Annotated in this window: 23 protein-coding genes; 18 read left to right on the top strand and 5 right to left on the bottom strand. The window is 60.2% G+C overall.

Annotation, left to right across the window (positions count from 1 at the left end):
• Position 1 precedes the first annotated feature (1 nt).
• Complete coding sequence (locus KTJ78_RS11390; RefSeq protein WP_217135866.1) at positions 2-1,303, bottom strand: aspartate aminotransferase family protein; 1,302 nt, start codon at positions 1,301-1,303, stop codon at positions 2-4.
• Positions 1,304-1,324: 21 nt separating this feature from the next.
• Positions 1,325-2,488, bottom strand: a complete 1,164-nt coding sequence (locus tag KTJ78_RS11395) for a dipeptidase (RefSeq protein ID WP_217135868.1) — start codon at positions 2,486-2,488, stop codon at positions 1,325-1,327.
• A 380-nt stretch (positions 2,489-2,868) separates the two neighbouring features.
• On the opposite strand from KTJ78_RS11395, the gene KTJ78_RS11400 reads away from it, so the two are divergent.
• From KTJ78_RS11400 to KTJ78_RS11480, 17 genes are all read left to right on the top strand, one after another.
• Positions 2,869-3,315, top strand: a complete 447-nt coding sequence (locus KTJ78_RS11400; RefSeq protein ID WP_217135869.1) for a hypothetical protein — start codon at positions 2,869-2,871, stop codon at positions 3,313-3,315.
• Between the two features lie 202 nt (positions 3,316-3,517).
• Positions 3,518-5,095 (top strand): murein biosynthesis integral membrane protein MurJ, encoded by a 1,578-nt coding sequence (gene murJ / locus KTJ78_RS11405; protein WP_217135871.1) that lies wholly within the window; start codon positions 3,518-3,520, stop codon positions 5,093-5,095.
• A gap of 194 nt (positions 5,096-5,289) precedes the next feature.
• Positions 5,290-6,597, top strand: coding sequence for an NAD(P)/FAD-dependent oxidoreductase (locus KTJ78_RS11410; protein WP_217135873.1), 1,308 nt, complete (start codon positions 5,290-5,292; stop codon positions 6,595-6,597).
• Positions 6,594-8,120, top strand: a complete 1,527-nt coding sequence (locus KTJ78_RS11415) for an aldehyde dehydrogenase family protein (protein WP_217135875.1) — start codon at positions 6,594-6,596, stop codon at positions 8,118-8,120. Before KTJ78_RS11410 ends, KTJ78_RS11415 begins: the two co-directional genes overlap by 4 nt.
• On the top strand, positions 8,117-8,677 hold the full coding sequence (locus KTJ78_RS11420; protein ID WP_217135877.1) for a UbiX family flavin prenyltransferase: 561 nt from the start codon (positions 8,117-8,119) through the stop codon (positions 8,675-8,677). The genes KTJ78_RS11415 and KTJ78_RS11420 overlap by 4 nt, the downstream gene beginning before the upstream one ends.
• Before the next feature lie 26 nt (positions 8,678-8,703).
• Positions 8,704-10,242, top strand: a complete 1,539-nt coding sequence (hutH, locus tag KTJ78_RS11425; RefSeq protein ID WP_217135879.1) for a histidine ammonia-lyase — start codon at positions 8,704-8,706, stop codon at positions 10,240-10,242.
• Complete coding sequence (locus tag KTJ78_RS11430) at positions 10,239-11,666, top strand: UbiD family decarboxylase (RefSeq protein ID WP_217135880.1); 1,428 nt, start codon at positions 10,239-10,241, stop codon at positions 11,664-11,666. Before hutH ends, KTJ78_RS11430 begins: the two co-directional genes overlap by 4 nt.
• A 51-nt stretch (positions 11,667-11,717) precedes the next feature.
• Positions 11,718-12,416 carry an IclR family transcriptional regulator gene (locus KTJ78_RS11435; protein WP_217135882.1) on the top strand — a complete coding sequence of 233 codons (699 nt, stop codon included), beginning with the start codon at positions 11,718-11,720 and terminating at the stop codon, positions 12,414-12,416.
• Positions 12,417-12,461: 45 nt separating this feature from the next.
• Positions 12,462-13,424 (top strand): ABC transporter substrate-binding protein, encoded by a 963-nt coding sequence (locus KTJ78_RS11440; RefSeq protein ID WP_217135884.1) that lies wholly within the window; start codon positions 12,462-12,464, stop codon positions 13,422-13,424.
• A 60-nt stretch (positions 13,425-13,484) separates the two neighbouring features.
• The gene (locus tag KTJ78_RS11445; protein ID WP_217135886.1) at positions 13,485-14,405 is read left to right on the top strand and encodes an amino acid ABC transporter permease; all 921 of its coding nucleotides are present in this window, start codon (positions 13,485-13,487) and stop codon (positions 14,403-14,405) included.
• Positions 14,406-14,410: 5 nt separating this feature from the next.
• Entirely contained in the window at positions 14,411-15,190 is a 780-nt protein-coding gene (locus KTJ78_RS11450; protein ID WP_217135888.1) for an amino acid ABC transporter ATP-binding protein, read from the top strand.
• A 349-nt stretch (positions 15,191-15,539) separates the two neighbouring features.
• Positions 15,540-16,484: an ABC transporter ATP-binding protein gene (locus tag KTJ78_RS11455; RefSeq protein WP_217135889.1), complete on the top strand. Its 945-nt coding sequence runs from the start codon at positions 15,540-15,542 to the stop codon at positions 16,482-16,484.
• Between the two features lie 51 nt (positions 16,485-16,535).
• Positions 16,536-17,582 (top strand): aliphatic sulfonate ABC transporter substrate-binding protein, encoded by a 1,047-nt coding sequence (locus KTJ78_RS11460; RefSeq protein ID WP_217135891.1) that lies wholly within the window; start codon positions 16,536-16,538, stop codon positions 17,580-17,582.
• The gene (locus KTJ78_RS11465) at positions 17,579-18,400 is read left to right on the top strand and encodes an ABC transporter permease (protein WP_217135893.1); all 822 of its coding nucleotides are present in this window, start codon (positions 17,579-17,581) and stop codon (positions 18,398-18,400) included. The genes KTJ78_RS11460 and KTJ78_RS11465 overlap by 4 nt, the downstream gene beginning before the upstream one ends.
• Positions 18,391-20,385 carry an acetate--CoA ligase gene (acs, locus tag KTJ78_RS11470; RefSeq protein WP_217135896.1) on the top strand — a complete coding sequence of 665 codons (1,995 nt, stop codon included), beginning with the start codon at positions 18,391-18,393 and terminating at the stop codon, positions 20,383-20,385. The genes KTJ78_RS11465 and acs overlap by 10 nt, the downstream gene beginning before the upstream one ends.
• Complete coding sequence (locus tag KTJ78_RS11475; RefSeq protein WP_217135898.1) at positions 20,382-21,716, top strand: O-acetylhomoserine aminocarboxypropyltransferase/cysteine synthase family protein; 1,335 nt, start codon at positions 20,382-20,384, stop codon at positions 21,714-21,716. Before acs ends, KTJ78_RS11475 begins: the two co-directional genes overlap by 4 nt.
• Entirely contained in the window at positions 21,713-22,207 is a 495-nt protein-coding gene (locus tag KTJ78_RS11480; protein ID WP_217135900.1) for a CoA-binding protein, read from the top strand. Before KTJ78_RS11475 ends, KTJ78_RS11480 begins: the two co-directional genes overlap by 4 nt.
• A 29-nt stretch (positions 22,208-22,236) precedes the next feature.
• Here the strand turns inward: KTJ78_RS11480 and KTJ78_RS11485 are convergent, their stop codons facing one another.
• Entirely contained in the window at positions 22,237-22,758 is a 522-nt protein-coding gene (locus KTJ78_RS11485; RefSeq protein WP_217135902.1) for a 2-phosphosulfolactate phosphatase, read from the bottom strand.
• 100 nt (positions 22,759-22,858) lie between these two features.
• On the opposite strand from KTJ78_RS11485, the gene msrB reads away from it, so the two are divergent.
• Entirely contained in the window at positions 22,859-23,260 is a 402-nt protein-coding gene (gene msrB, locus KTJ78_RS11490; protein WP_217135904.1) for a peptide-methionine (R)-S-oxide reductase MsrB, read from the top strand.
• A 7-nt stretch (positions 23,261-23,267) separates the two neighbouring features.
• Here the strand turns inward: msrB and KTJ78_RS11495 are convergent, their stop codons facing one another.
• Together KTJ78_RS11495 and KTJ78_RS11500 are read right to left on the bottom strand one after the other, a co-directional pair.
• Positions 23,268-23,975, bottom strand: coding sequence for a FadR/GntR family transcriptional regulator (locus KTJ78_RS11495; RefSeq protein ID WP_217135906.1), 708 nt, complete (start codon positions 23,973-23,975; stop codon positions 23,268-23,270).
• 82 nt (positions 23,976-24,057) lie between these two features.
• Entirely contained in the window at positions 24,058-24,837 is a 780-nt protein-coding gene (locus tag KTJ78_RS11500; protein ID WP_217135908.1) for an HpcH/HpaI aldolase family protein, read from the bottom strand.
• Between the last annotated feature and the right edge of the window lie 31 nt (positions 24,838-24,868).

The raw sequence follows: 24,868 nt of genomic DNA on the forward strand, positions 1-24,868 counted from the left end.
GTTATCTCCTTTCGATGGTGTTTTCAGCGGCGATTGCCTCAGAGAGGATTCGCATGCCTCGTTCGAGTAGCGCATTGGGAATATTGACCGCTGGAATCAGTCGCAATATGTTTTTTTCAGCCCCGCAATAATCAATAAGTAAGCCGTTGTCACGAGCGCGGCGGATTACTCTGGCAACGAGTTCGGGATCTGGTTCGCGGGCCTCACGTGATCGCACAAACTCAAGTCCAAAAAACGGACCCAGCTGGCGTGCTTCGCCGATGCTCTCATGCTCGGCGCAGAGCGAAGTGACGAGTTCGCTCAAACGCTCCTCAACGCGAGAGGCCGATAGCATCATCGGCTCTTCGCGAGCTGCGGTTAGCATCGCTACCGCAGCAGCTGTTGACATTGGAGTGCCGCTAAAAGTGCCGCCGAGACCACCGGGCCTCACTGCGTCAAGCAGTTGAGCCCGGCCGGTCACAGCTGATAGCGGAAGGCCGCCGCCGAGCGACCCTCCGCTTATGAGAAGGTCAGGCTGAACGCCCAGCGAATCTGCAGCCCATAGGTTGCCAGTTCGGAGTAGGCCGGTTTGGGTCTCATCGAACACGAGGAGAATGCCGTGCATATCGCAAATCTCGCGAACTCCCGTAAGGAATTCAGGGCTCATGGGTATGAGCCCGCCTTCGCCTTGCACCGGTTCAATGATGACGCAGGCTACGTTGTTTGGATCGATGCGGGTGACGAACATATCGACGAATGAGCGGAGTGCCCGTTCGTCGCTCACTCCTCGATAGGGGTATGGCGCTTCGGCTTGGTAGATATCAGGGGCAAAAGGCCCAAAGCCCTTTTTATAGCGAGTGAAACCCGAGAGTGACATGCCGAGGAGCGTGCGCCCGTGGAATGAGCGGTCGAAAGATATCACTCCAGTGCGGCCTGTCGCAGTTCGTGCGATTTTCACAGCATTTTCAACAGCCTCTGCGCCTGTAGTCGAAAGAATCGATTTTTGGCCGGTGGGGTGCTCATCGTGCTGCTCGCCTTCAGCTGACGTTCCTCTGCGACATGGCGAGACTTCAGAGAGCAGCCTGCAGACCTCTCCGTAGCTCTTGTGCTGACCTATGATCATGAATTGATGCAAGAACAGCTGTGCCTGCTCGTGGATCGCCTCGACTACTGGCGCGAAGCGGTGGCCGAAATTCACACACGAAATGCCGCTCACGAAGTCGATGAGTGCTAACCCATCGGTAGTCGTCACGATCGACCCTTGCGCCTCAGCGACCTCGACTGCTCCTTCGGTCAGGCTGCTCGAGACCCACTCTTTGTTCATGTACTTGGCTCCTTGCTGCGCTTAACCGACGACCTGCTCGAAGACACGGAGGAAATTCTCGCCGAGAATCTTGCGAACCGCGTCATCGGTGTAGCCCCGGGCCACGAGACCACGGGTGATGTTCGGCAGGTCTCGGTAGTCATCGAAACCGACAAGATTTTTCTTGTCATCGAGGCCGTGTTCTTTGCGCCACCCAAGGCCACTCGTCGTTGTTGCGGGTTGCGTTACGTTCTCGAGCGCCCACTTCGGCAGTTGCAAAGGCCAGTCGAGACCGATGCCAACATGGTCGACACCAACTACTTTCACCATATGGTCAATATGATCGAGCAACGAGTTGATGGTCGGATCTTCGTCTGACGAGAGGAAGACAGGGATAGCGAAAACACCCACGACGCCACCCGTCGCAGCGACTGCTTCCATTGCTTCGTCTGACTTGTTGCGCTGGTGAGAGAAGACTGAAGCTGCACCGCAGTGCGATGCGAGCACGGGTGCCTCAGAGTACTTGCATGTGTCGAGAGTGGTTTGCTCGCTTGAGTGGGCAGTGTCGACGATGATTCCTTTTTCGTTCATAAAACGAATGACGTCACGCCCGAACTCGGTGACGCCGAGGTTTTTGCCCGATGTACAACCGCCGCCAAGCGAGTTGTCTTCGTTGTACGTCATCAGCATCATGCGCATTCCCATCTCGTAGGCGAGGTTCATGCGGTGAATGTCGTCTTCAAAGTAGCTTGCCTTCTGAGTCGCAAGAAATTGGACGTGGGTGCCGTTTTTCTTAGCGCTGCGGAAATCCTCTGCCTTCAGCGCTTTATTCAGCCAATCGAAGCTGTCGAGTAGCGCCTGCGAATGGGTGAGGGCCTCGACCATGCCCTGTGTGTTGTGCCAGAAAAGATCACGGGTGCCTGCGGTGAGTCCACTTGCGTCCCATTGTTCTTTGAACTCAGGCAGTAGCCCGGCCATAGCGAGCCGCTCGGGAACCTCCATGCCGAATTCCCATGCGGTGAGTCGATCTCCTGTGACATTGAGCGTTTGTTCGATAGTCTTTGTCATTTCTTCGGTCCAGACCCGGTAGCCGGTGGGCCCGTGAAAAAGCATGTCAACGATCACTGACTCATCATGGAGCGCGCGTGCCCGTTGTTCGTTTTCTGCAGTCATGCCATCAAACTCGAAGTTGCCAAACGCAGTCATAGATACCCCTTTGTTCGTATTTACGAATCATGTTCGTGATTCTGTGCGAGTTAGCATAAGCCTGTTTTGATCCATCCGACAAGCAAAAGCGAACAAGATTCGCATAGACGAACTTCACCTGATTTATGCGCCACTTTTAGCGCTTTTGTTCGTAATGGTGTCTTCCAGTGAATGCAGGAATCGTCACGAAAAGTGTGGAAAACGAGAGGCCACTCCTACAGTTGACTCATGGCTAATGACCCGATGTGGCTCACGGTGTGACGCCTGGCCCGACGCGACCCACGGTGCGACGCAGTATGGCACCCAGGTGCAATGCCAGTGCGTGACCTTCATACCCTGGCCCGATGTGGGTGAGGGGCCTCTCGGGCCAGAGTAGAAGCATGAAAGCAACGTCACACAAAACCGGTTCTGTCGCTCTCGCAATCGTCGGTGCGGCTATCGGTGTTACCGTTCTTGCAAGCTGCTCACTCGCCGAGGCGGCCCTGTCCCCGCTCAAGCAAGACGCCTGGAGCGTCACCTACGAAATTAACGTCGAGGGGCAGACCGAGTCGAGCTTGGCCGAGGTCTCGTACGCAAACCAAGAGAAGCGCGGTAAAGAACCCAAGATGGGCAAGACCGAGAGCGTGCGGGTGCAGCCAGTAGCCCCCGGTTGGAGCGCCGATGCGATCATCGACACCACCAATACCGCGACCGTGCGTGCCGTGCCAGAAGATGGGCTTGTGGCTCACTGCCGCATTCTGCTCGACGGCGAAAATGAGATCGCCTCGGCTTACGGCCTGCCGGGCGAAGAAGTCGAGTGTAGCGTCGAGACCCCCGAGTTTGATTAGAGGGGTGCGGATCGGCTCCGCGGGCTTGCGCGACCTCGAGTGAGTATCTTAATCGCGGCGGTTCCATACGTGTTCCGGGAAACGATATTCACTCGGCGACATGGGTGCGTTGGCTGAGGGCGTGCGCGGGGTGATCCGCTGCGAACGTGTCAGTGGTGAGGGCTACACTCAAAGCAATCAGCCGAGAGAATTAAGGTCACGTTTGCTTACGCAGTTTGCGCCCCGATTGCGGGGTCCCGCCTTCGGCATCGCACTCGCGGTGCTGGTCTCGCGGCTGCTCGGCTTCGTGAAGGTCGTCGTGCTCGTCGCGGTCATTGGCGGCACGGCGGCGCACGTTGGCGGCCAAGCGTTCGAGGTTGCGAGCTCGGTGCCGCAGTATGTGTTCACGCTCATCTCGAGCGGGGTGCTCGGGGCGGTGCTCTTACCGAGCCTCGTGAGGGCGATGCAGCAGGGCGAGCAGGGGCAACGGTTCGTCAACCAGCTCTTCACGATCGCACTGTGGGGCGGCCTCGCGGTCACGGCGCTGCTCATGATCGGTGCGCCGCTGCTCGTGAACCTCTACGCCTACCAGTGGAGCCCTGCGTGGAAGGGGCTCACGGTACAGATGATGTACTGGTGCATTCCACAGCTCTTCTTTCTCATCGTGTTTGCGGTGCTCTCACAGGTGCTCAACGCCAACAAGCGCTTTCAGGCAGCGGCGTGGGCGCCCGCCTGCTCGAACCTCGTCGGCATTGCTGGGCTGCTGGTCTTTGCCTGGCTGCTGCCCTCGGGTCTCGGACCAGTCGAGAGCTGGAGCCCCACGATGGTCGCCGTGCTGTGCGGGTCGGCGACGCTCGCAACCGCCGTGCAAACCGCGATACTCATCATCGCGACCGCGCGCTCGGGCATTCGCCTGAGATTGCGTTTCTCGGTTTCGGGCATGCGGCTCGTCTCAGAGCTCGCAGGGTGGACCTTCGCTGGAGCGATCTTCGGCCAGGTCGCGACCATCACGATCGCCAACGTGGCAAACGCTGCGGGCGAAGCCATCAACGTCGCGGGCGCCGACGGTGCGAGCTTCAACACGCTCGCGACGGCAACGCTCATCGTGCTCGTTCCGCACGGGGTGTTCACGGTCGCGCTCGTAACCAGCGCGTTTCCCGACATCGCCCTGAACGCTTCGACGCCGAACGATCCACGATTCATCGACGGGGCGGCCTCGGTGAGCCGCAAGATCAACAGCCTCATGCTCTTCGCCGTCGTCGTGATCGTGCTGACAGCGCCAACGCTCTCGCTTATCGCCTGGGGCACCCCGCACGTCGGCACCGTCGCCCAGATACTCGCAGTCGGGGTGCTCGCCATTAGCCAGACCTACCTGCTCAACCGCGTGAGCCTCGCCCGCAACAACGCGAAGGCGCCGTTCTACGCCCAGCTCACGGTCGCTTCGGTCACCGTTACCGGAACCATCATTGCCTCGTTCACCCTGCCGTCGCACCTCGTGGTTCCGGCGATTGCCGCGACCATTGCCCTCGCGAACATCTCTGGGTGGATCGCAAGCAGCCTCCACCTGCGCTTCGTTTCGAAGGTCACCTACCCGACGATGCTGCCCCTCAGCGATTGGCCGCCCGTCGCCGCCGCTCTCATCACGCTCGTGAGTTTCGCGCTCTGGGGCGTGGCCATCTTGCGCGATGCCCCGCGCATTGTGCCGCTGCTCATCTTCTGCGCGGCAGCCACGCTCTGCTACTTCGCGTGCCTCGCCGGTGGCCGTGCGCTGCAGCGCCACTGGCGCGCTGCAGAGGCGTAGCTCGCCGTCCCTCCGCTACCGCCGAGCACGCATACTCACTCAGTGAACCTCATTTTTTGAGGAGACACCGGGCCCTCATCGCTGTGGTGGCTGCCCAAGAAATAATTTCGTTTCCCGCCAGGCGGAAACTATTGCCAAATGACGGCAAGAGTTTGTTAATTTTCCTGTATTCATTCAAAGGCGATGGAGGGGAAATGCAAACTGCTCATCTGAGAGGTCATAGTGTTGACCTCGCGATTATCGGGGCCGGAATCGTTGGCACGTCAATCGCGGTGGCCGCGGCTCAACGTGGCTTGAGCGTTGCCGTCATCGACGCGAACCCCACGCCGGGGTTTGGGTCGACGAGTGCTTCGGCTGGAATCGTTCGTGTTCATGCCGGTGACCTTGCAAGCAGTCTTATGTCGCATGAGTCAGTATTTGCGTGGAAGCACTGGCGCGATTTTGTGGGGGTTCCTGCGAGCGAAGCTGCTGCAGAGTTTGTCCAATGCGGCACGTTCATTCTTGAGGACCACAACGAGACTCTCGATAAGTATGCTGCGGTGCTCGAAGCAAACGGCATTGGCTTTTCCTTTCTTGACCACGACACGTTGCAAGAAGAACTGCCATGGGCAGACCTTGATAAGTTTGGGCCGCCGGCTCACCCCGACTCCGAAGAGTTCTGGAAAGAACCCGATGGCGTGATCGAACGGGCGTTGCATACCGCGAGCTCAGGCTACGTCGCTGACCCCGCTCTCGCGGCGCAGAATCTTGCGCAAAAAGCTCGCAGGTTAGGTGCACACTTTGTTATGGGGCAACGCGTTGTGGGCGCTTCTCGCGGTGCAGGTGGGCACTGGCAGCTGAGTTTACAGGATGGCGATGTGCTCGAGTCGGCGAGCGTCGTCAATGCGGCTGGACCTGCTTCGATAGAGGTTAATCGGTTGCTCGGCGTCGGTAACGACTTTACTGTTGGGCAGCGCATTATTCGTCAAGAGCTACACCATGTAACGGCCTCTGACGAAATCAAAAACCCGGCCCATATTGTCGACGGTGACCTGGGTATTAACTTTCGACCAGAGGGTAAAGACGGGTTCATGGTCGGTTCATCGGGAGACCCGGTTGACGGTGAAGAGCTCATTTCTGACTCGAACACATATCGGAGCGATGCAACTCGCGAAGGCTGGTACCGCCAGGCCGGGAGAGCTGCAAGACGCATTCCTTCGCTCGCGCTGACGGCGATTCCAAAGGGCGTTGCTGGTCTCTATGACGTTACTGATGACTGGCTACCGATTTTTGATAAGACTGATCAGCCAGGTGCCTTCGTAGCGATCGGTACGAGTGGAAATCAGTTTAAAACGGCTCCTGTTGCTGGTGATTTTTTGGTCGACCTGATCGTTGCTCAGATGAACGGAGTGAACACCGACGAGCACCCACTCGAGGTGCGTCTTGAAGAGGCTGGCCAGAGTATTCAGACTTCAGTTTTCTCACGCTTACGCACGGTGAATGATGGAGGTATGCGCGGATGAGTGAACAACAGAGGCAGACAGATATTGATCTGGTGCTGCGTACTTTTTGGGCTGACGGGGTTCCAAAGAACTTTGTGAACGGCGGCTGGGTTGAACCCGTTGAGAGTAAACCGGTGTTTAATCCTTCGACGGGTCTTGAATTCAGCTCCGCTCCTGAGAGCAACCGAGAAGAGGTCGGCGTTGCGGTTGATGCGGCTCTGGTTGCTCAGCGCGAGTGGCGGGCCCGTACTCCTGCGGAACGAGCGCTCGTGTTCTCGCAAATAGGCGAGAAACTGTCGGCGCTAGCTGAAGATTTTGCTTTCCTTGAGTCTGTTGACAGCGGCAACCCGCTTGCTTCAACTCGTCGGGATGTCGGGCTCGCCTTGAAATACCTTGCTGAGTGGCCAGGCATTGCTGCTGCACAACACGGACGTTTTACGAAGTCTCACCGTGACGGTTTTTCACTCGTCTCAGCAGAGCCATATGGCGTTGTGGGAAAAATTATTGCGTACAATCATCCGTTGCTTTTCGCTCTTGCAGGTGCCATTTTTCCGCTCATGGCGGGTAATGGGCTCGTGATTAAGACCTCTGCACAGACGCCGCTTTCGACACTCGCTCTCGGTGCAGTGTTGAAGGGAACGTTGCCTGATGGGCTGGTCAATATTCTTGGCGGAGGCGCTGAAGCAGGAGATGCCTTGGTGACCCATCCTGAAGTGAAACGTATCGCTTTTACTGGCAGCGATAGAACCGCGCTTGCGATTCAAGAACGACTTCCAAAGAGCGGCACAGTGAAGCACTTTAGCGCAGAGCTCGGTGGTAAGAACCCGTTTGTAATGTTTGATGATTGCGATGTCGCTGAGGCAACTGAGGCAGCCTTTGCTGGGCTGAGCTTCACCGTGAGTGCAGGCCAAAGCTGCCAGTCGACTGCGAAAATTCTCGTTCAACAAACGATCTTTGACGAGGTCGTCACTGCGTTAAGCCGCAGGATGGAGGGACTTCGTGTAGGGCCGGCTTATGAAGAGAACACTGAAATGGGGCCGGTCGTCTCACTCGAGCACCTTCGAACGGTGCGCGGCATGATTGACAAGGCCGTTCATGAGGGTGCAACGCTGGTGACCGGTGGGCCGGGTTGCGAAGACGAAGCGGTAGGAGAGGGCTCGCAAGAACACCATGCGGGGGGCTACTACCTCAAACCCACTTTGGTAACCGGTGTGACCGAGCAGATGAGTTTGTTCTCTCAAGAGGTGTTTGGTCCGGTTGCCGTTGTGATGCCGTTTGCAGATGAGGCCGAGGCTGTGCGACTTGCGAACGAGACTGAGTATGGTCTTTCAGCGGCGGTGTGGACCCGTGATCTTGATCGGGCGCTGCGAGTCTCTGAATCGATACAGGCCGGATATATCTGGGTGAACGATGCTAATCGGCATTACCCTGGTTCACCGTTCGGCGGTATGGGCAAGAGTGGTGTCGGCCGAGAAGAATCGGCTGACGAACTCGCGAGCTTCGTTGAACTGAAATCGGTGAACATCAAGGTGCGTGCGTCATGACGAACCGCATTGTTGTTGGTATTAGTGGTGCGAGCGGCGTTCAGTACGGGGTGAGGTTGCTTGAGGTTCTTCGTGAGCTTGAGATTGAGTCGCACCTCGTGATTTCCAAAATGGCCGAGCTGACGCTTTCATATGAGCTTGATATGACCGCGAAAGAGGTGAAAAACCTCGCCAGTTACGTCCACTCCCCGAGAGACATGGCTGCGAGTATCGCATCAGGATCGTTTCAGACCCGCGGAATGATCGTGGCTCCGTGCTCGGCGCGATCGATCGCAGACATCGCGAACGGCGGGGGAACAACACTCCTCGCGAGGGCCGCCGATGTGACGTTGAAAGAACGGAGACCACTTGTGCTTTTGCTGCGCGAGTCGCCGCTCAACCTGATTCACATCAGGAATATGGAGACCGTAACACTCGCAGGAGCCACGGTGTGCCTTCCGGTGCCTGCGTTTTATAACAGGCCGACCAGTATCGACGAGGTTATCGACGAAGGGGTGGGCAGAATGCTCGACCAGTTCGGTATCGAGACACCGCTGGTGACGCGGTGGACCGAATAAATGATCTTCACACTTCAGAAAGGACAATGATGTTTCAACACATTCTTATTAGCACGGCAAAAGCAACACTCGATGACTTGCGCTTGCCTTTTGAAGGCCCGGTCACCGTTGAACTCTCGAACGAAACCAGAGAACGTATTGAACGAGCTCACAAGGTCATCACCGATCTGGTTGCTCGTGGCGACGTGATCTACGGTGTCAACACAGGGTTTGGCAAACTCGCTGACCGGCGTATCAGTAAAGACGAGCTACTCGAACTCCAGCGCAGAGTTGTTGAGTCTCATATGGTTGGCGTCGGCCCATCGTTTGGTGAGGCAACGGTGCGGGGAATGATGGTGGTAAAGCTGCTGTCATTGTGTCAGGGGCATTCGGGTCTAAGGCTTGAAGTCGTTCAGTTGCTGCTCGACATGATCAACCACGATGTGCTCCCAGTGATTCCAAGTCAGGGTTCTGTCGGGGCTTCTGGTGACCTGGCACCTCTCTCGCACATGGCAGGCGTCATGACAGGGCACGGGCAGGTGCGTATTGGGCGCAAAACCTATAACGCCGTTGAGGGGCTGCGCAGTGTTGGCCTCGAGCCGGTCGAACTGGGCCCGAAAGAGGGTGTTGCACTCATCAACGGTGTTCAAGCTTCAACGGCTCTTGCGCTTCAAGGGCTTTTTGCCGCAGAAAAGGTGTTGAACGCCGCGATTACAGCGGGGGCGCTCACCCTCGAAGCAACAGCGGGGCGGCAGGAGGCGCTTGACGCCCGTATCCAAGCGATTCGTGGTCAGGTTGGGCAGATAACCGTTGCAGCTTCGCTTCGAAACCTCGTCGCTGAAAGTGAGATTCTTGCACACGAATTTGAAGGCCGCAGGCTCCAAGATCCGTACAGCTTGCGTTGCATGCCTCAGGTTTTTGGAGCTTCGCTCGACCTGCTAGAACAAGCAGCACGAGTCTTGGAGCGTGAGGCCAACGCAGTTTCAGATAATCCGCTCGTCTTTCCAGACGACGAGGTCGTGCTCTCTGGAGGTAACTTTCACGGTGAGCCGGTTGCGTTTGCTTCAGATATGATCGCGATGGCGTTGTGCGAAATCGGCTCGATCACTGAGCGGCGCACGGCAATGATCGTCGATACCTCGATGTCTGGACTACCGCCTTTCCTGGTCGAGGGCGCCGGGCTGAACTCAGGGTTTCTGATGGCACAGGTCACCTCGGCGGCGCTCGTTGCTGAAAACAAGACCAAAGCTTTTCCCACGAGCGTTGACAGCATCCCGACTTCTGCCGGGCAAGAAGACCACGTCAGTATGGCGACGCACGGCGGCGTTCGTCTGCAGCCGATGGCCCAAAACGCGGCATACGTTGTCGCAATCGAGCTTTTGGCAGCAGCCCAGGGATCAGAAATGCGTGATGGTGGGCCGAGTGCCCCAGCGTTGAAGCCGGTGTTTGAGCTTGTCCGTGCCCGTTCATCGTATCTCGATCAAGATCGGGCCCTTGCGAACGATATGGAGGCTGTAGCGGCCGATATTTTGAGCGGATCATACCTTCCCCACGGAGCGGTACCACTCGTAGGCAATGCATCATGAGCCCGAATCTTCAGGAGTACCTTTCGACGCTCGAAGAGAGCGGCGAGCTCTTCAGAGTGCGCCGTCAAGTAACCAAGGGGCCGGAGATCCTGTCGGTTGTTAAGGCCCTCGAGCCTTATGGGGCGCCGGCGGTGCTGTTCGAATCGGTCGCTGGCAGCCCGTGGCCGGTGGTGATGGGAACGTTCGGCACTCGAGCACGGCTCGCTCACTCGCTCGGCGTTGCGAAAGGCGAGCTTGTCGAAAGAGCTATCCAGCTGCCGTTCGAGCGACTCCCTGAGCCCATAACCGTGTCGAATGCTGCAAGCCAAGAAGTGGTGTTGCAAGAGGCCGAAATTGATCTCAAAGCGATGCCTTTTGCGCAGCATTCTAAGTCAGACGCTGGTGAGTATATTACGGCTGGGGTAGTACTCGCTCGTGACCCGAGAACCGGAAAACTTAATACCGGTATGTATCGCATGATGGTGACGGGCTCTCATACGATCACGGTAAACGCTGCTCCAGACCATGACCTTGGCCGTATTTTTGCGGCGGCACGGGAGCGCCAAGAGAAGGTTCACATTGCGGTTATCATCGGGCACCACCCGGCATATTTGGTGGGGTCACAGGTGAAAAATACTGTCGCCGTCGATAGTCACGAAATCGTCGGAGGGTTGCTGAACGAAGCGTTACGGGTGACACCGGCGGTTTCGGTAGACCTACCGGTGCCGGCTGACGCAGAGATGGTACTCGAAGGAGTTGTCGACCCGAATGATCTGTTGAGTGAGGGGCCATTCGGAGAGTTCTCGTATCACTACGGTGAAGCAAAAGCTCCGGTATGTACGATCACCGCGGTAACGCATCGCCGTAACCCGATCTTTCTTGACCTTCACCCCACGCACGCTGAGCACCTTTGCCTTTGGCTGTACCCCGGCCGTGAGGCGCGCCTGCTCGAGGGAGTACGCCGATCGGTTCCTGGAGCTGTTGCTGCTCGAATTCCGTTTCATGGGGGCTCGTTTAGCGCCTATATTTCGGTGAACAAACGCAAAGAGGGCGACGGAAAACAAGCTATTCTTGCCGCCTTCGCAACCGATCACTTCTTAAAAAACGTGATCGTTGTCGATGACGATATTGATGTGCTCGATACAGGAAGGGTGCTCTGGGCCGCCGATGTTCGGGTGCAAGCCGACGTTGACACCGTCAGGCTCGAAGGCATGAAGGGCATCCGTATGGACCCGAGTGCAAAACAGTTCTTCACCCCCATTGGCTCAGACACGCTCACTGCAAAGGTAGGGGTCGATGCCACGAGACCACTCACAGGGTTTCCTGAGCAGGCTGACCTGCCCCATCCTGGGTTCGAAAATCTTCATTTTGAAGCGTACCTTTCCCCGGAAGACACTGCGAAGATCATTAAACGGAAAGGGCTCAGGGAAGACTTTATGGAGTAGAGCACTTTCACACGAACAACGATAAACATACAACGGTGTATTGGGGTTGCAATGGAGCAGATCAAGGATTCGCTGTCGGGCGTGAGCACGCTCGACGACGAACAGAAAACGAGAAACAGTGTTGATAAGGCACTCGATATTTTGCGCATCGTCGCGGAATCTGATGAGGGGCTCACCCTCAGTGATGTAGCGCGCAGCACCACGCTTCCGGTTACGACGGTTGCGCGGCATCTGAAAACGCTTGAACGCGCTGAATTTCTTTTTCGTGGTGACTCTGCAACCTACCGGCCTGGCCGCGTACTCGTGCAACTCGGGGCTCAAACACTGAGCCGGTACTCGCTGTATGAGCTGGCCGAGAAGCACCTGAAAGCAATTTCTGAGTACACCGGCGAGACAGCCTACCTAGCGGTTATTTCGGGTAAGCGAGAAGCCGTTTATTTGCGACAGGTTGAAAGTTCGCGCGCTATTCGGCACGCGAGTTGGGCCGGTAAAACGATCGATACTACCGGCACCGCGATCGGTGCCGCGCTCGAGAACGACGTGGGGCCGCGGGGCTTTGCGTGCTCTCGAGCCACCAGAGTCGAACCCGATGCCGCGGCTGTTGCAGCCCCCATCATGAATTCGTCTGGAGAAATTGTGGCTGCGATTAGCGTGATCGGGCCATCGTTTCGCCTTTCTGAACAAGACCTACAAACCTATGGCGTGTTCATTCGTAAGCACGTCGTAGAACTCAGTAAACAACTCATCTAGTTGCTCACCTCAATGACGAGGAACGCGACAAGAAAAGGAACCATCATGTTTGAAAGATCATTACGTAAAACACGGGGCTGGCTCAGTATCGTCGGTGCCGCTGCCGCCGTAGCGCTCATTGTGACCGGGTGCGGATCGACGGGAGACAACGGTGCGCAATCTCCGAAGGCCGACCAGAGCGATAACGAGCTATTTCAGCTTCTTCCGGAAGAAGTGCAGAAATCGGGAGTGCTCATCATCGGAACTGATCCTGGCTACCCGCCGTGTGATTTCGTCGATAACTCGACGGGTGAAATTGCTGGCTACAATCATGACATTCTCGAGGTTATGGAGCCGCACCTTGGGGTCGAAATTCGGCAGGAGGCCCTGCAATTTGACGGTTTGATTCCTGGCGTGCAAAGCGGCAGGTTCCACGGTGCCATGGAGTGTATTTCTGACAACGAAGAGCGGCGAAAGGTTGTGACCTTCGTCGATAACGCGTTCGGGGCAAACGGCCTGATGGTCATGAAAGCTAACCCCGCGGGAGTGACTGAAAACCCGCTGAGCATGTGCGGTGTGAAAGCGGGGGTGCAGACTGCCACGAACTTTGTACAGAACGCAGAGGTGTTCTCACAAAACTGCGAAGCAAATGGCTTGCCCCCGCTTACAGTGACCGAGTTTCCTTCTGCGGCAGACGTGTCAACGGCTCTTGAAGCAGGCCAGATCAATGCAACCTTTACCAGCCTGGCGACTGCACGGTGGCAGGAGTCGCAGGGAAGGGAAGTACAAAGCTTCGCGAGCCCGCTCATTCCGTCTGATTATCACGGGATTGTCGTTGGCAAAGACGAAACCGACCTTGCAAAAGCGCTCACCGGCGCCCTTGAAGCTGCTATTGCCGATGGGACATACCAAGAGGCCCTGAAGAAATGGAATCTTGAAGAGCTTGCGCTGCTCGAGCCGGGAATCAACCTCGGTGAGACTCGACCGCTTGAAGACCCAGAGCTCTGTGGAGCCTGCGGGCTCGAATAACAGCATGGGAGGGGCCGCGGTAGCAGGCCCCTCCCTCGCAACTTTGAGAAAGGGAAGACAATGGACAACGGAAAGTCTGTAGAAACTCGTCGTACCCCTGTGACTCGGCAGATTAACTGGGCAAGCATCGATGCTGCGCAAGCACCGATCAAACGCCAACGGCCAGATCACTGGATTGTGGGCGCCGCGATTGTGGGTCTGGTCGGTTGGGCTGCCTGGGCGTTCGCATCAAACCCGAGGGTCCAGTGGGATGTTTTCGGAGAGTTCTTTTTCTCTCCGATGATTATGCAGGGGCTCTGGAAAACGATTCAGCTCTCGCTGATCGGTGTGACGATCGCAATCATCCTCGGGTTTATGGTCGCCATGATGATGCGATCAGAGAACCCGGTACTGCAACTCTTCGCGAAGGGCTACGTGGGGTTCTTTCGCGGCCTACCGCTCCTTGTACTGTTGCTCTTCACGTACAACCTGGCGCTTTTTGCACCGAACATTGTTCTCGGGTTTCCCCCGGTGTTCGGGCTCTCAATTGACACCAATGCTTTTATTACTGGTTTCACCGCCTCGATCATTGGTCTTGGTCTTCACGAATCGGCATTTATGGCCGAGATTATTCGAGGTGGTTTGCTCGCGGTCTCTCCGGGCCAGGCTGAAGCAGCGCAAGCCCTCGGTATGAGAAGGCGGCAGGCGATGATCCACATCGTTATGCCCCAGGCAATTCGAGTGATCATTCCTGCCACCGGTAACCTTTTCATCTTGCTTTTGAAGGCAAGCTCCCTTGTCGCGGTGATCGGCGGCGGCGATCTCCTTACTATGGCTCAACGCATTTATGGGCAGAACTTTCAAGTGGTACCCCTGCTTTTGGTTGTCTCAGCCTGGTACTTGATTCTGGTGTTTGTTGCCTCTCTCGGTCAGAGAATGCTCGAAAAACGTATGTCCCGAAGTGTCGCTGGCGCGGCACAACTGTCTGTTTCTGAGGAGTGAACGTCATGACTATCGATTGGCAAACCCCACTTGTTGAGATGAACAACATTCATGTCAGTTTTGGTGAGAACCATGTTCTCCGCGGCGTAAACCTCGACGTTCACGAGGGTGAGGTGCTGTGTCTTATTGGTGCCTCAGGCTCTGGCAAGTCGACGCTGCTGCGCACGATTAACGCCTTGCAGCCACTCGACAAAGGGTACGTCTCTGTCGATGGGCGTTTGGTAGGCGCGACCGAAGACAGAGGGCGCTTGTACGAAGCGACCGACAAGGAGCTTGCAGCGTCGAGGCGGCACATTGGAATGGTGTTTCAACACTTCAACCTGTTTCCGCACCTCAAAGTCGTTGACAATGTCACGATTGGCCTGAAAAAAGTACTGCGTGTTTCGGGCTCTGACGCCAAGAAAAAAGCGCTGCGGTATCTCGAACGGGTGGGTCTTTCAAACCGAGCAAACCACTATCCCTCGCAGCTCTCAGGCGGTCAGCAGCAAAGGGTGGCCATCGCCCGTGCCCTTGCGATGGAGCCAAAACTCATGCTGTTCGACGAACTAACCTCTGCTCTTGACCCTGAGCTTGTCGGAGAAGTGCTGCATGTTATGCGAGAGATTGCTGAAGAGGGCATGACGATGATTGTGGTGACGCACGAGATGCACTTTGCGCAGCACGTTGCAGATCGAATCGCTTTCATGCGTGACGGGGTGATCGAAGAGCTCGGAGAGGCAACGAGAATGATCGCAGAGCCGCAGTCGCCACATCTGCAACAGTTCCTCTCGCATCTCAGCTCCTAAGCAATTTTATGACGAGGCTGTAAGGGGCTTCTGAGGTTCACAAGACGGTGCCAAATGAAAACCGTTTCGCCGACTGAGTATCGTTTATCGACTGAGCATCGAATCGACGCGTTTTTCATGCTCAGTCGGCGAAAGCACACTGGCTCAGTGAACCGGGGGCATCAGGGAGACCCGGACGCAGGGTGCCACCGGGTCAGTGCGTGCGAGGGTGGGCGTAGCGACGTAGCCTGGGGCTCGAACCCCGCCACATTCGTGCCACGCCGCGCAATATTTCGCCATGTTACGTCAGGTGACATCGTGTGACACCTGCATTCGACGGCCCAGCCCAGGGTCGGGCATCTTATTACGTATGTTGCAAGAAGCCACCACCACAGCGGGCCCAGATGGGGCGCTAGAGAGCGCCGCCGGGCGCGTGCAGATCACCGACGTTGAGCGTACCTTCGTGGGCAAGCACGGCGCCCGCACGGTGCTGAGCGACGTGACGCTCGACGTCGAGGCTGGCGAGATCATCGCGATCGTCGGGCCTTCGGGGTGCGGTAAATCGACGCTCCTGCGGCTCATCGGCGGGCTCGATGTGCCGACGGCGGGAGCGATCCGCATCGATGGCGAAGCGATCAAGGCACACGACGAGACGACCGCGATCGCGTTTCAGGAGCCGCGACTGCTGCCATGGCGCACGATTGAACACAACGTTGCGCTGGGGCTTGCGCGGGGAGTGCGCGGCCGTGAAGCGACGAAGCGCGTCGCAGAGCTGCTCGACCTCGTCGGGCTCGGGCACGCCGCCAAGCAGCGGCCGAGCGAGATCTCGGGCGGCATGGCGCAGCGCGTTTCGCTCGCGAGGGCGCTCGCCCGAAACCCGCGGGTGCTGCTGCTCGACGAGCCGTTTGGGGCGCTCGACGCACTCACGCGGCTCAAGATGCACGACCTGTTGCTCGACATTCACCGGGCGCAGCCAACGACGATTGTGCTCGTGACGCACGACGTTGAAGAGGCAATTTACCTCGCCGATCATGTGCTGCTCCTGCGCAACCTGCTCGATGAGCGTTCTCGGGAGCAAGCGAAGGCTCCGCAGCCGCGTGTTGTCGCGCTCGGTTCGAGTTCGGGCATCGGGGCGCTTGGCCCCGCGCGAGCAGCTGAATTTATCGGTGGCCCCGAGGGTGGCCCCGAACGCAGGAGCGCGTCGATTGCGCGCTACGTGACGGTCGCCGGCGAACGGCCGAGAGACCGCGGCGCTCGCAGCTTTACCGACCTTCGTGCGGGGCTCCTCAACGGACTCGGCGTGCACGCGGGCTAAACCGGCCCCCATCACGCCGCAACACACCACTCGAACATCACCAGGAGAATCATGACCAGCTCGACCATTCGAACCAAAACTTCGGCCCTCGTGAAGGCCGGCGCGGCGCTCGCCGCAGGCCTCACCGCACTCGCGCTCTCGGGCTGCGTGCAGGGCGAGAACGCCGCCGACAAAGCTCCTGCCGAGGGCAGCGACTGGTCGACCAGCACGCTGTCGATCGACTGGGCCACCTACAACCCGCTGAGCCTCGTGGTGAAAGACCAGGGGCTCATCGAAGAAGCGCTCGGCGATGACGTCACGGTCGAGTGGGTGCAGTCGGCGGGTAGCAACAAGGCGAACGAGCTGCTGCGCTCTGGCGCAATTGACGTGGGATCGACCGCTGGCTCGGCTGCGCTGCTCGCTCGCGCCAATGGCAGCCCGATTCAGGTGATCGACATCTTCTCGCAGCCCGAGTGGTCGGCGCTCGTGGTCGCCGGCGACAGCGACATTACCGAGGTGAAGGACCTCAAGGGCAAGCAGGTCGCAGCGACGAAGGCCACCGACCCGTACTTCTTCCTGCTGCAGGCGCTTGGCGAGGCGGGGCTCAGCCTTGACGACGTCGAGGTGCAGAACGTGCAGCACGCCGATGGCCGGGCGTTGCTCGATAGCGGATCAGTCGCGGCCTGGAGCGGCCTCGACCCGATCATGGCGGCGGCCGAGGTCGAGTCGGGCGACACCCTGCTGTACCGCAACGTCGACTTCAACACGTATGGTTTCTTGAACGCGACCGAGCAGTTCATCACCGATCACGGCGATGTGGCGCAGGTGGTCGTTGACGCCTACGAAGAGGCGCGCGCGTGGGCGCTCGAGAACCCCGATGCGGTGGCCGAGCTCTTGGCCGATGCGGCGTCGATCGACCTTGAGGTCGCGAAGACCGTCGTGAATGAACGCTCGAACCTTGACGTCTCGGGTGTTCCGGGCGAAGCACAGGTCGCGGTGCTCGAGGCGATTGCGCCAATCATTGCCGACTCAGGCGACGTGAAGGGCGGCGAAGAAGCGCTGGCCGAGGCCATCTCAACGATCGTGCACGACACCTTCGCGCTGAAGGCGAGCAAGTGAGCAACGCGCAAACGGTTGGGCAGCTCGAAGCGGTACCAGCGGTAAAACCACGCGAGCCCCTCTGGTCACGCACGTCAGTGCGCGTGGCCGCGGGTTTCGTGGTGCCGCTCGCGCTGCTCGCGGTGTGGCAGTGGGTGACGGCGTCGGGCCTGGTGCCCGATTACCGTCTGCCCGGCCCGTGGGCGGTCGTCGAGGCGGGGGTTGAGCTCGCCGAGAAGGGCGAGCTGTGGCTACACGTCGCGATCTCGGTGCAGCGTGTCTTCATCGGTTTTGCGATCGGTGCGCTGATCGCGCTCGTCGCGGCAGCGGTCGTGGGGCTCTCGCGGGCCGGCAGCGCTCTTCTCGCGCCGATTCTCGTGGCGATCCGCGCGGTGCCGTCGCTCGCGTGGGTTCCGCTGCTCATTCTGTGGCTCGGCATTGGCGAGCAGTCGAAAATCACCCTCATCGCGATCGGTGCGTTCTTTCCGGTCTTCACGACGGTCGCCGACGCCCTGCAACAGGTGAACCCCCAGCTCGTTGAGGTGGGCCGCACGTTTGGGCTGAGGGGCTGGTCGCTCTTTCGCACGGTACAGCTGCCGGCCGTCGTGCCCGCGGTCGTGTCGGGTTTGCGGCTCGCGCTCGCGCAGGCCTGGCTTTTTCTTGTCGCTGCCGAGCTGCTCGGCGCCTCGATGGGCCTTGGATGGATGCTCGATGATTCGCAGCAGACCGGCCGCGTCGACCGTATTCTTCTCGCGATCGTGCTGCTCGCGCTGCTCGGAACCCTGACCAACGCGATACTCGTGTTCTTTGAAAAGGCGGTGCTCAAACGATGGCTGTGACCGAAGAGCTGAGGCTCAGCGAAGAGCGGGTATACCCGCCCGCGCCGGCCTTTGCCGCGCAGGCGAATGTCGATGCGTCGATCTATGCCGAGGCCAATGCCGACCCGGTCGCGTTCTGGGAGGCGGCGGCGAGGCGATTGACGTGGATCACTCCGTGGCACACTGCCCACACCTGGAACCCGCCGGCGCCCGGTCCCGAGGGGTTGAGCGTTCCGAAAGCGACGTGGTTTGAGGGCGGCACGTTGAACGTGGCGGTGAACTGTGTTGACCGCCACGTCGACGCGGGGCGGGGCGAGAAGGTCGCGCTCTTGTTCGAGGGCGAGCCCGGTGACCGTGAGGCGGTCACCTACGCCGAGCTGCAACGGCGCGTGAGCCAGGCAGCGAACGGACTCACCGCGCTCGGCATTGAGGCGGGTGACCGAGTCGTGGTGTACTTGCCGGTGCTCGTCGAGACGATCGTGATTGCGCTCGCCTGCGCGCGCATCGGGGCGGTGCACTCGCTCGTGTTTGGTGGCTTCTCGGCCGAGGCCGTGCGTTTCAGGCTTGAAGACACGGGGGCGAAGCTGCTCGTCACGACCGATGGGCAGAACCGTCGGGGCGCAGCCGTCGAGATCAAGAGCGCTGCCGATGAGGCGGCCAGGGGCCTCGATCACGTCGAACACGTGCTTGTCGTGCGGCGCACGGGCCAGGACGTCGAGATGACTCCTGGGCGTGACGTCTGGTGGCACGATGTCATTGACGTGCAGCCCGACACCCATGAGGCGCAGCCCTTCGACGCCGAGCACCCGCTCTTCATCATCTACACCTCGGGCACGACGGGCAAGCCCAAGGGGCTCGTGCACACCTCGGGCGGTTACCTCACGCACGCGAGCTGGGCGCACTGGGCTCACTTCGACGCAAAGCCTGACGACGTTCACTGGTGCACCGCCGACCTCGCGTGGGTCACGGCGCACACCTATGAGATCTACGGGCCGCTCTCGAACGGCCTCACACAGGTCATCTACGAGGGAACGCCCGACAGCCCGAACCGCGAGCGACATCTTGAGATCATCGAGCGCTACGGCGTCACGGTCTACTACACGGCACCCACGCTCATTCGCTCGTTCATGACCTGGTTTGGTGACGAGCTGCCTGGTGGCCACGACCTGTCGACGCTCAGGCTGCTCGGCACGGTCGGCGAGGCGATTAACCCCGAGGCCTGGGTGTGGTTCAGGCGTCATTTTGGCCGCGACGAGGTTCCGGTCGTTGACACCTGGTGGCAGTCAGAGACCGGAGCCGCGATGCTCGTTCCGCTGCCCGGGGTCACCGCGTTGAAGCCAGGCTCAGCGACGGTGTCGCTGCCGGGCATCGACATGGCCGTCGTCGACGAGCACGGCGAACCGGTGGCGCCGGGCCGCTCGGGAACCCTCGTCGCCCGGAGGCCCTGGCCCGGCATGGCCCGCACGGTGTGGGGCAACCCCGAGCGTTACCGCGACTCGTACTGGGCTGCCTACGCGGGTCACGGCGAGCACGGCGGCTTCTATGTCGCCGGTGACGGGGCGACCGTCGACGCCGACGGCTACGTGTGGATTCTCGGGCGCCTCGACGACGTCGTGAACGTCTCGGGCCACCGCCTCTCAACCATCGAGATTGAATCGTCGCTCGTGACGCACCCCGCAGTCGGAGAGGCCGGCGTTACCGGAGTCTTCGACGAGATCACGGGGCAGGCAATTGCGGCATTCGTGGTCGACGGTGCCGCGGGCGAGGCCTCGCACGACGAGCTGCGCGAGCGGGTGCGCCGAGACATTGGCCCCATCGCAAAACCCAAGCACATTGTGCGGGTGGCCGAGCTTCCGAAAACCCGCTCTGGCAAGATCTTGCGCCGGTTGCTCGCCCAGATTTGGCAGGGCGACGATCTTGGTGACACCACGAGCCTGCAAAACCCATGGGCCGTCGAAAGCGTGCGCGAAGCTGTGCGCGTGGCCCGCACGAAGGAGAACATATGAGTGAGCACCAGTTCGGGTTTCGCACCCGGGCCCTGCACGCGGGCGGAACGCCCGACGCGACCACGGGCGCCCGCGCGGTTCCGATTTACCAGACCACCTCGTTCGTCTTTGACGACGCCAAAGACGCCGCGAATCTGTTTGCGTTGCAAAAGTACGGCAACATCTATTCGCGCATCGGCAACCCCACGGTCGCTGCCTTCGAAGAGCGCATTGCCTCGCTCGAGGGCGGCATCGGCGCGGTCGCGACCGCGAGCGGCATGTCGGCAGAGTTCATCACCTTCGCTGCCCTCGTCGGGCAGGGCGACCACGTGGTCGCCTCTGCGCAGCTCTACGGCGGCACGGTCACCCAGCTTGACGTGACGCTGCGCCGCTTCGGCGTCGATACCACGTTCGTCGCGAGTTCTGATCCCGAGGCGTTTCGGGGCGCGATTCGCGCCAATACCAAGGTGCTGTACGTCGAGGTCATCGGCAACCCCGGCGGCGAGGTCGCCGACCTTGAGGGGCTTGCTCGGGTGGCGCACGATGCGGGCATTCCGCTCGTCGTCGACGCGACGCTCGCGACCCCCTACCTCGTGCGGCCCATCGAGCACGGCGCCGACATTGTCATTCACTCGGCCACGAAGTTTATTGGCGGCCACGGCACGACCCTCGGCGGGGTTGTGGTTGAGGCTGGCACCTTCGACTGGGGCAACGGTAATTTCCCGGCGATGACCGAGCCCGTTGACTCCTACGGCGGCATCAGCTGGTGGGGCAACTTTGGCGAGTATGGGTTTCTCACGAAGCTGCGCAGCGAGCAGCTGCGCGACATCGGCCCGACGCTCAGCGCGCAGTCGGCCTTCACCCTGCTGCAGGGCGTCGAGACGCTGCCGCAACGCATCGACGCGCACGTCGCGAATGCGCGGGTTGTCGCCGAGTGGCTCGCGAGCGACCCCAGGGTCTCGTTCGTGACCTGGGCTGGGCTTGAGGGGCACCCGCACCGCGAGCGGGCACAGAAGTACTTTCCGCTCGGCCCCGGCTCGGTATTCGCCTTTGGGGTGCGACCGGCGGGCGAGTTCGCGACCGAGGGCGAGCGCGCCCAAGCCGCACGCGAGACGGGCGAAACCTTCATTGAATCGCTGCAGCTCGCGAGTCACCTCGCCAACATCGGCGATGCGCGCACGCTCGTGATTCACCCGGGCTCGACCACTCACCAGCAGCTCACGCCAGAGCAGCTCGAGGCCGCGGGAGTTCCCGCCGACCTCATTCGCATCTCAGTGGGCATCGAAGACGTTGAAGACATTGTGTGGGATCTTGACCAGGCCCTCACCCGAGCGACAGGAGCAAGCCGATGAGCGACGCCAAGGAATACACGCAGCCGAGTGCGGGTGAGCGCCTCGCGATCTTGCGCCGCGCCAAAACCGTGGCCATCGTCGGCGCGTCAAATAACCCGGCGAGGGCGAGCTACTTCGTCGCGACCTACCTGCTCTCGAGCTCGCCGTACGAGGTGTTCTTCGTGAACCCGATGGCCGATGAGATCATGGGGCGCAAAGCCTACGCCTCGCTCGCCGACCTGCCCGTGGCGCCCGACATCGTCGACGTGTTTCGCAAAGACGCCGACCTGCCGGGCGTCGCCCGTGAGGCCGTCGAAGCGGGGGCGCAGACGCTCTGGTTGCAACTCGGTTCGAGCAACGCCGAGGCCGCTGAGATCGCCTCGCAGGCTGGCCTCAACGTCGTGATGGATCGCTGCATCAAGATTGAGCACGCCCGCTTTCACGGCGGCTTGCACCTCGCCGGCTTCAACACGGGTGTTGTCTCGGCGAAGCGGCAGGTCATCTCTCGCTAGTCGTATGCCGCTTAACCACAGCTGCCCGGTTAAGCGGCGCGGGTCGCGGCTGTCTCGGCATCGAGCGTCGCGGCCTCGCGCACGGCAATGGCGCCCGCAGCCTCTGCAAGCGCGAGCCCCGAAGCGCTCGCCGAGACGAGGTGTTTTACCGCGCGGGTGAGGGGCCTGAAGCCCTCGGCGGCAACGGCGACGTCGGGCGCCGAGTGATCGATGCCGAGCGCCGTGAGCGCGTCGGCGAGCGCCCCTGCAGCGAGGTAATCATCGACGGCGAAGCCCCCATCGTCGCCCGCGAGCACGAGGTTGATCGAGGTGCGGCCGCCGCGGGCGAGCTGCTCGTCGTAGATGGCTCGAGCCGTCGCGGTCGGGTTGCGCAGCGTGCCAACGAACACCGTGGGTTCGTGGGCGAGGGCTTTCGCATTGGCGACGAGACTAGCTGGGTCGCCGACCGCGTCGACGATGACGACGATGCCCGAACTTGCGAGCCGGTCGAGGCCCTGCTGGCCCCAGCCAAGGCGTACCTGATAGGTCGTTTGTGCGTGGTGAGAGGTCATGCGCACCAGTGTAGGTGGAGCGTGTGACGGTCGGCTCGAGGCCCGTCACACGACGTCATAAATGAGAGTGCGATCAGGCTTCGCCGCTACTCTGAGAGGCATGTCGTACGAAGTTTCAAAGTCAGAAGAAGAGTGGCGCGAAGAGCTCGGTGAAGAGCGGTATGCCGTGCTGCGTGAGCAGGGTACTGAGCGTGCCTGGACGGGCGAGCTGCTCGATGAAGAACGTGCCGGGGTCTACACCTGTGCGGCGTGCGGCAACGAACTGTTCGTGAGTGGCACGAAGTTCGATTCGAACTGTGGGTGGCCGAGCTTTTATGAGTCGGTGCGCCCCGAAGCGGTCGAGCTCATCGAAGACACCTCGCACGGCATGGTGCGCACCGAGGTGCGTTGTGCTCGCTGCGGTGGCCACCTGGGCCACGTGTTTCCCGATGGCTTCGGAACACCCACTGGCGACCGCTACTGCATGAACTCGCTCTCGCTGAACTTCGAGGCTCAGGAGTAGCCGCGGCTTATTCGAGCGTATCTTTGAGAAAGCCGGTCACGGCGCTGATGTGAGCCGACATGGCTTCAGCGGCGGCGTTGGGATCGCCCTCTTTGATGGCTTCGAAGATCGCGCGGTGCTGCTCGCAGAGTGTTTCGCGACTGACCTCGGAGTCGACCACCCGGGTTACCCACACCGAGAGCAGCGATTTGATGCCAACGAGCATTGAAGCGAGTGGCTCGTTGCGGGCCGCCCTCGCGACGGTGAAGTGAAACTCGGTGTCGGCTTTCGTGAAAGCCTCGGTTGAACCCGCGTACTCCATTTGCGCGAGGTAGCCAGCAAGCTGCCCGAGCTCATCACTCGAACGGCGACTCGCTGCGAGTTCTGCAAGCGCGACCTCGAGGTAGTGTCGGCTCTCGATGAGCTCGTCTGCCTGGCGACTGCCGAGCAAGAGGCCCCACGAGACAGCCTGCGAGAGCATGGCTCCCGGGTCAGAGGCGAGGTAGGTGCCGTCGCCCTGGCGAATCTCAATGAACCCCAAGATGTCGAGGCATTTGAGGGCTTCGCGAAGGGGTGAGCGGCCGACGCCGAGCAATTCGCCGAGGCGTCGCTCAGGCGGAAATTTGTCGCCGGGCTGCATATCGAGCTCGACCGTGCTCTGCACGACGTGCTGCACGATGTCGGCGACGGAGCGGTGCCGAGCGTCGTCAAGCGCCGGAAAATGAACGGTTGGCACGGTTCGGCCCCTCTCTTTCTTTACAGCATGGTACCCGGCTGCGCTCGGTTTGGGCGTGCGCAGCCGGGTCGATCCGCTCGGGTTAAAACCAGCGGTGGCCGACGGTCTCGTTGCCGAGGGCGCTCGCCATCTCTTTCATCTGGCGAATCATGAGGCCGATGTCTGAGCCGAGCGACACCATGCCGAAGCCCTGGTCTCGGCGCATGATCGCCTCGTCGGTGTTGCGGGCCACGATGCCCGAGCTGATGCCGCGCTCGGTCGCCCGACGCAAGATGTCGAGGTTAAGCTCGGTGACACCCGGGCCCTCCCACTCGCCAACGGCCCCACGGCTTGCCGACATGTCGCCCGGGCCGAGAAAGATGTGCTCGATCTTTTCGACCGAGAGAATCTCGTCGAGGTTGTCGTATGACTTTTGAGTCTCAATCATCGGGATGAACATGAGCTCGTCATTCGCGCTCTGAACGTAGGCCTCGAGGTCGAGCCCCCACTTGACGCTGCGCTCGCCGCCGATGCCGCGGCGCCCGAGGGGTGGGTAGTAGAAGTGGTCGTATGCGGCGCGCACCTCGGCGGCGTCGTCAACGAGCGGCAGAATGATGCCGTGGGCGCCGACATCGAGGGCGCGTTTGATCGGTTCGAGGTCTTGCGAGGGTGGGCGCACGAGCACGGTCATGTCGGTGCCGCGGGCCGCCTGCAGGTGCCCCTGAATGTCTTTGAACGTGAGGTAGCCGTGCTCCATATCGATGCAGATCCAGTCGATGCCGAGCATGCCAGCGACCTCGGTCACGGCTGAGGCCTCAGAGGTAACCCAGAGACCGAAAGCGGTCTCGCCGGCGGCGAGTTTCGCGCGAAGTTTCTCGTTCACAAGTGTCCTTTCACGGTGAAGCGGTGTGATG

Origin of the sequence: Leucobacter chinensis, from assembly GCF_019049105.1 — a bacterium.
Taxonomy (GTDB): domain Bacteria; phylum Actinomycetota; class Actinomycetes; order Actinomycetales; family Microbacteriaceae; genus Leucobacter_A; species Leucobacter_A chinensis.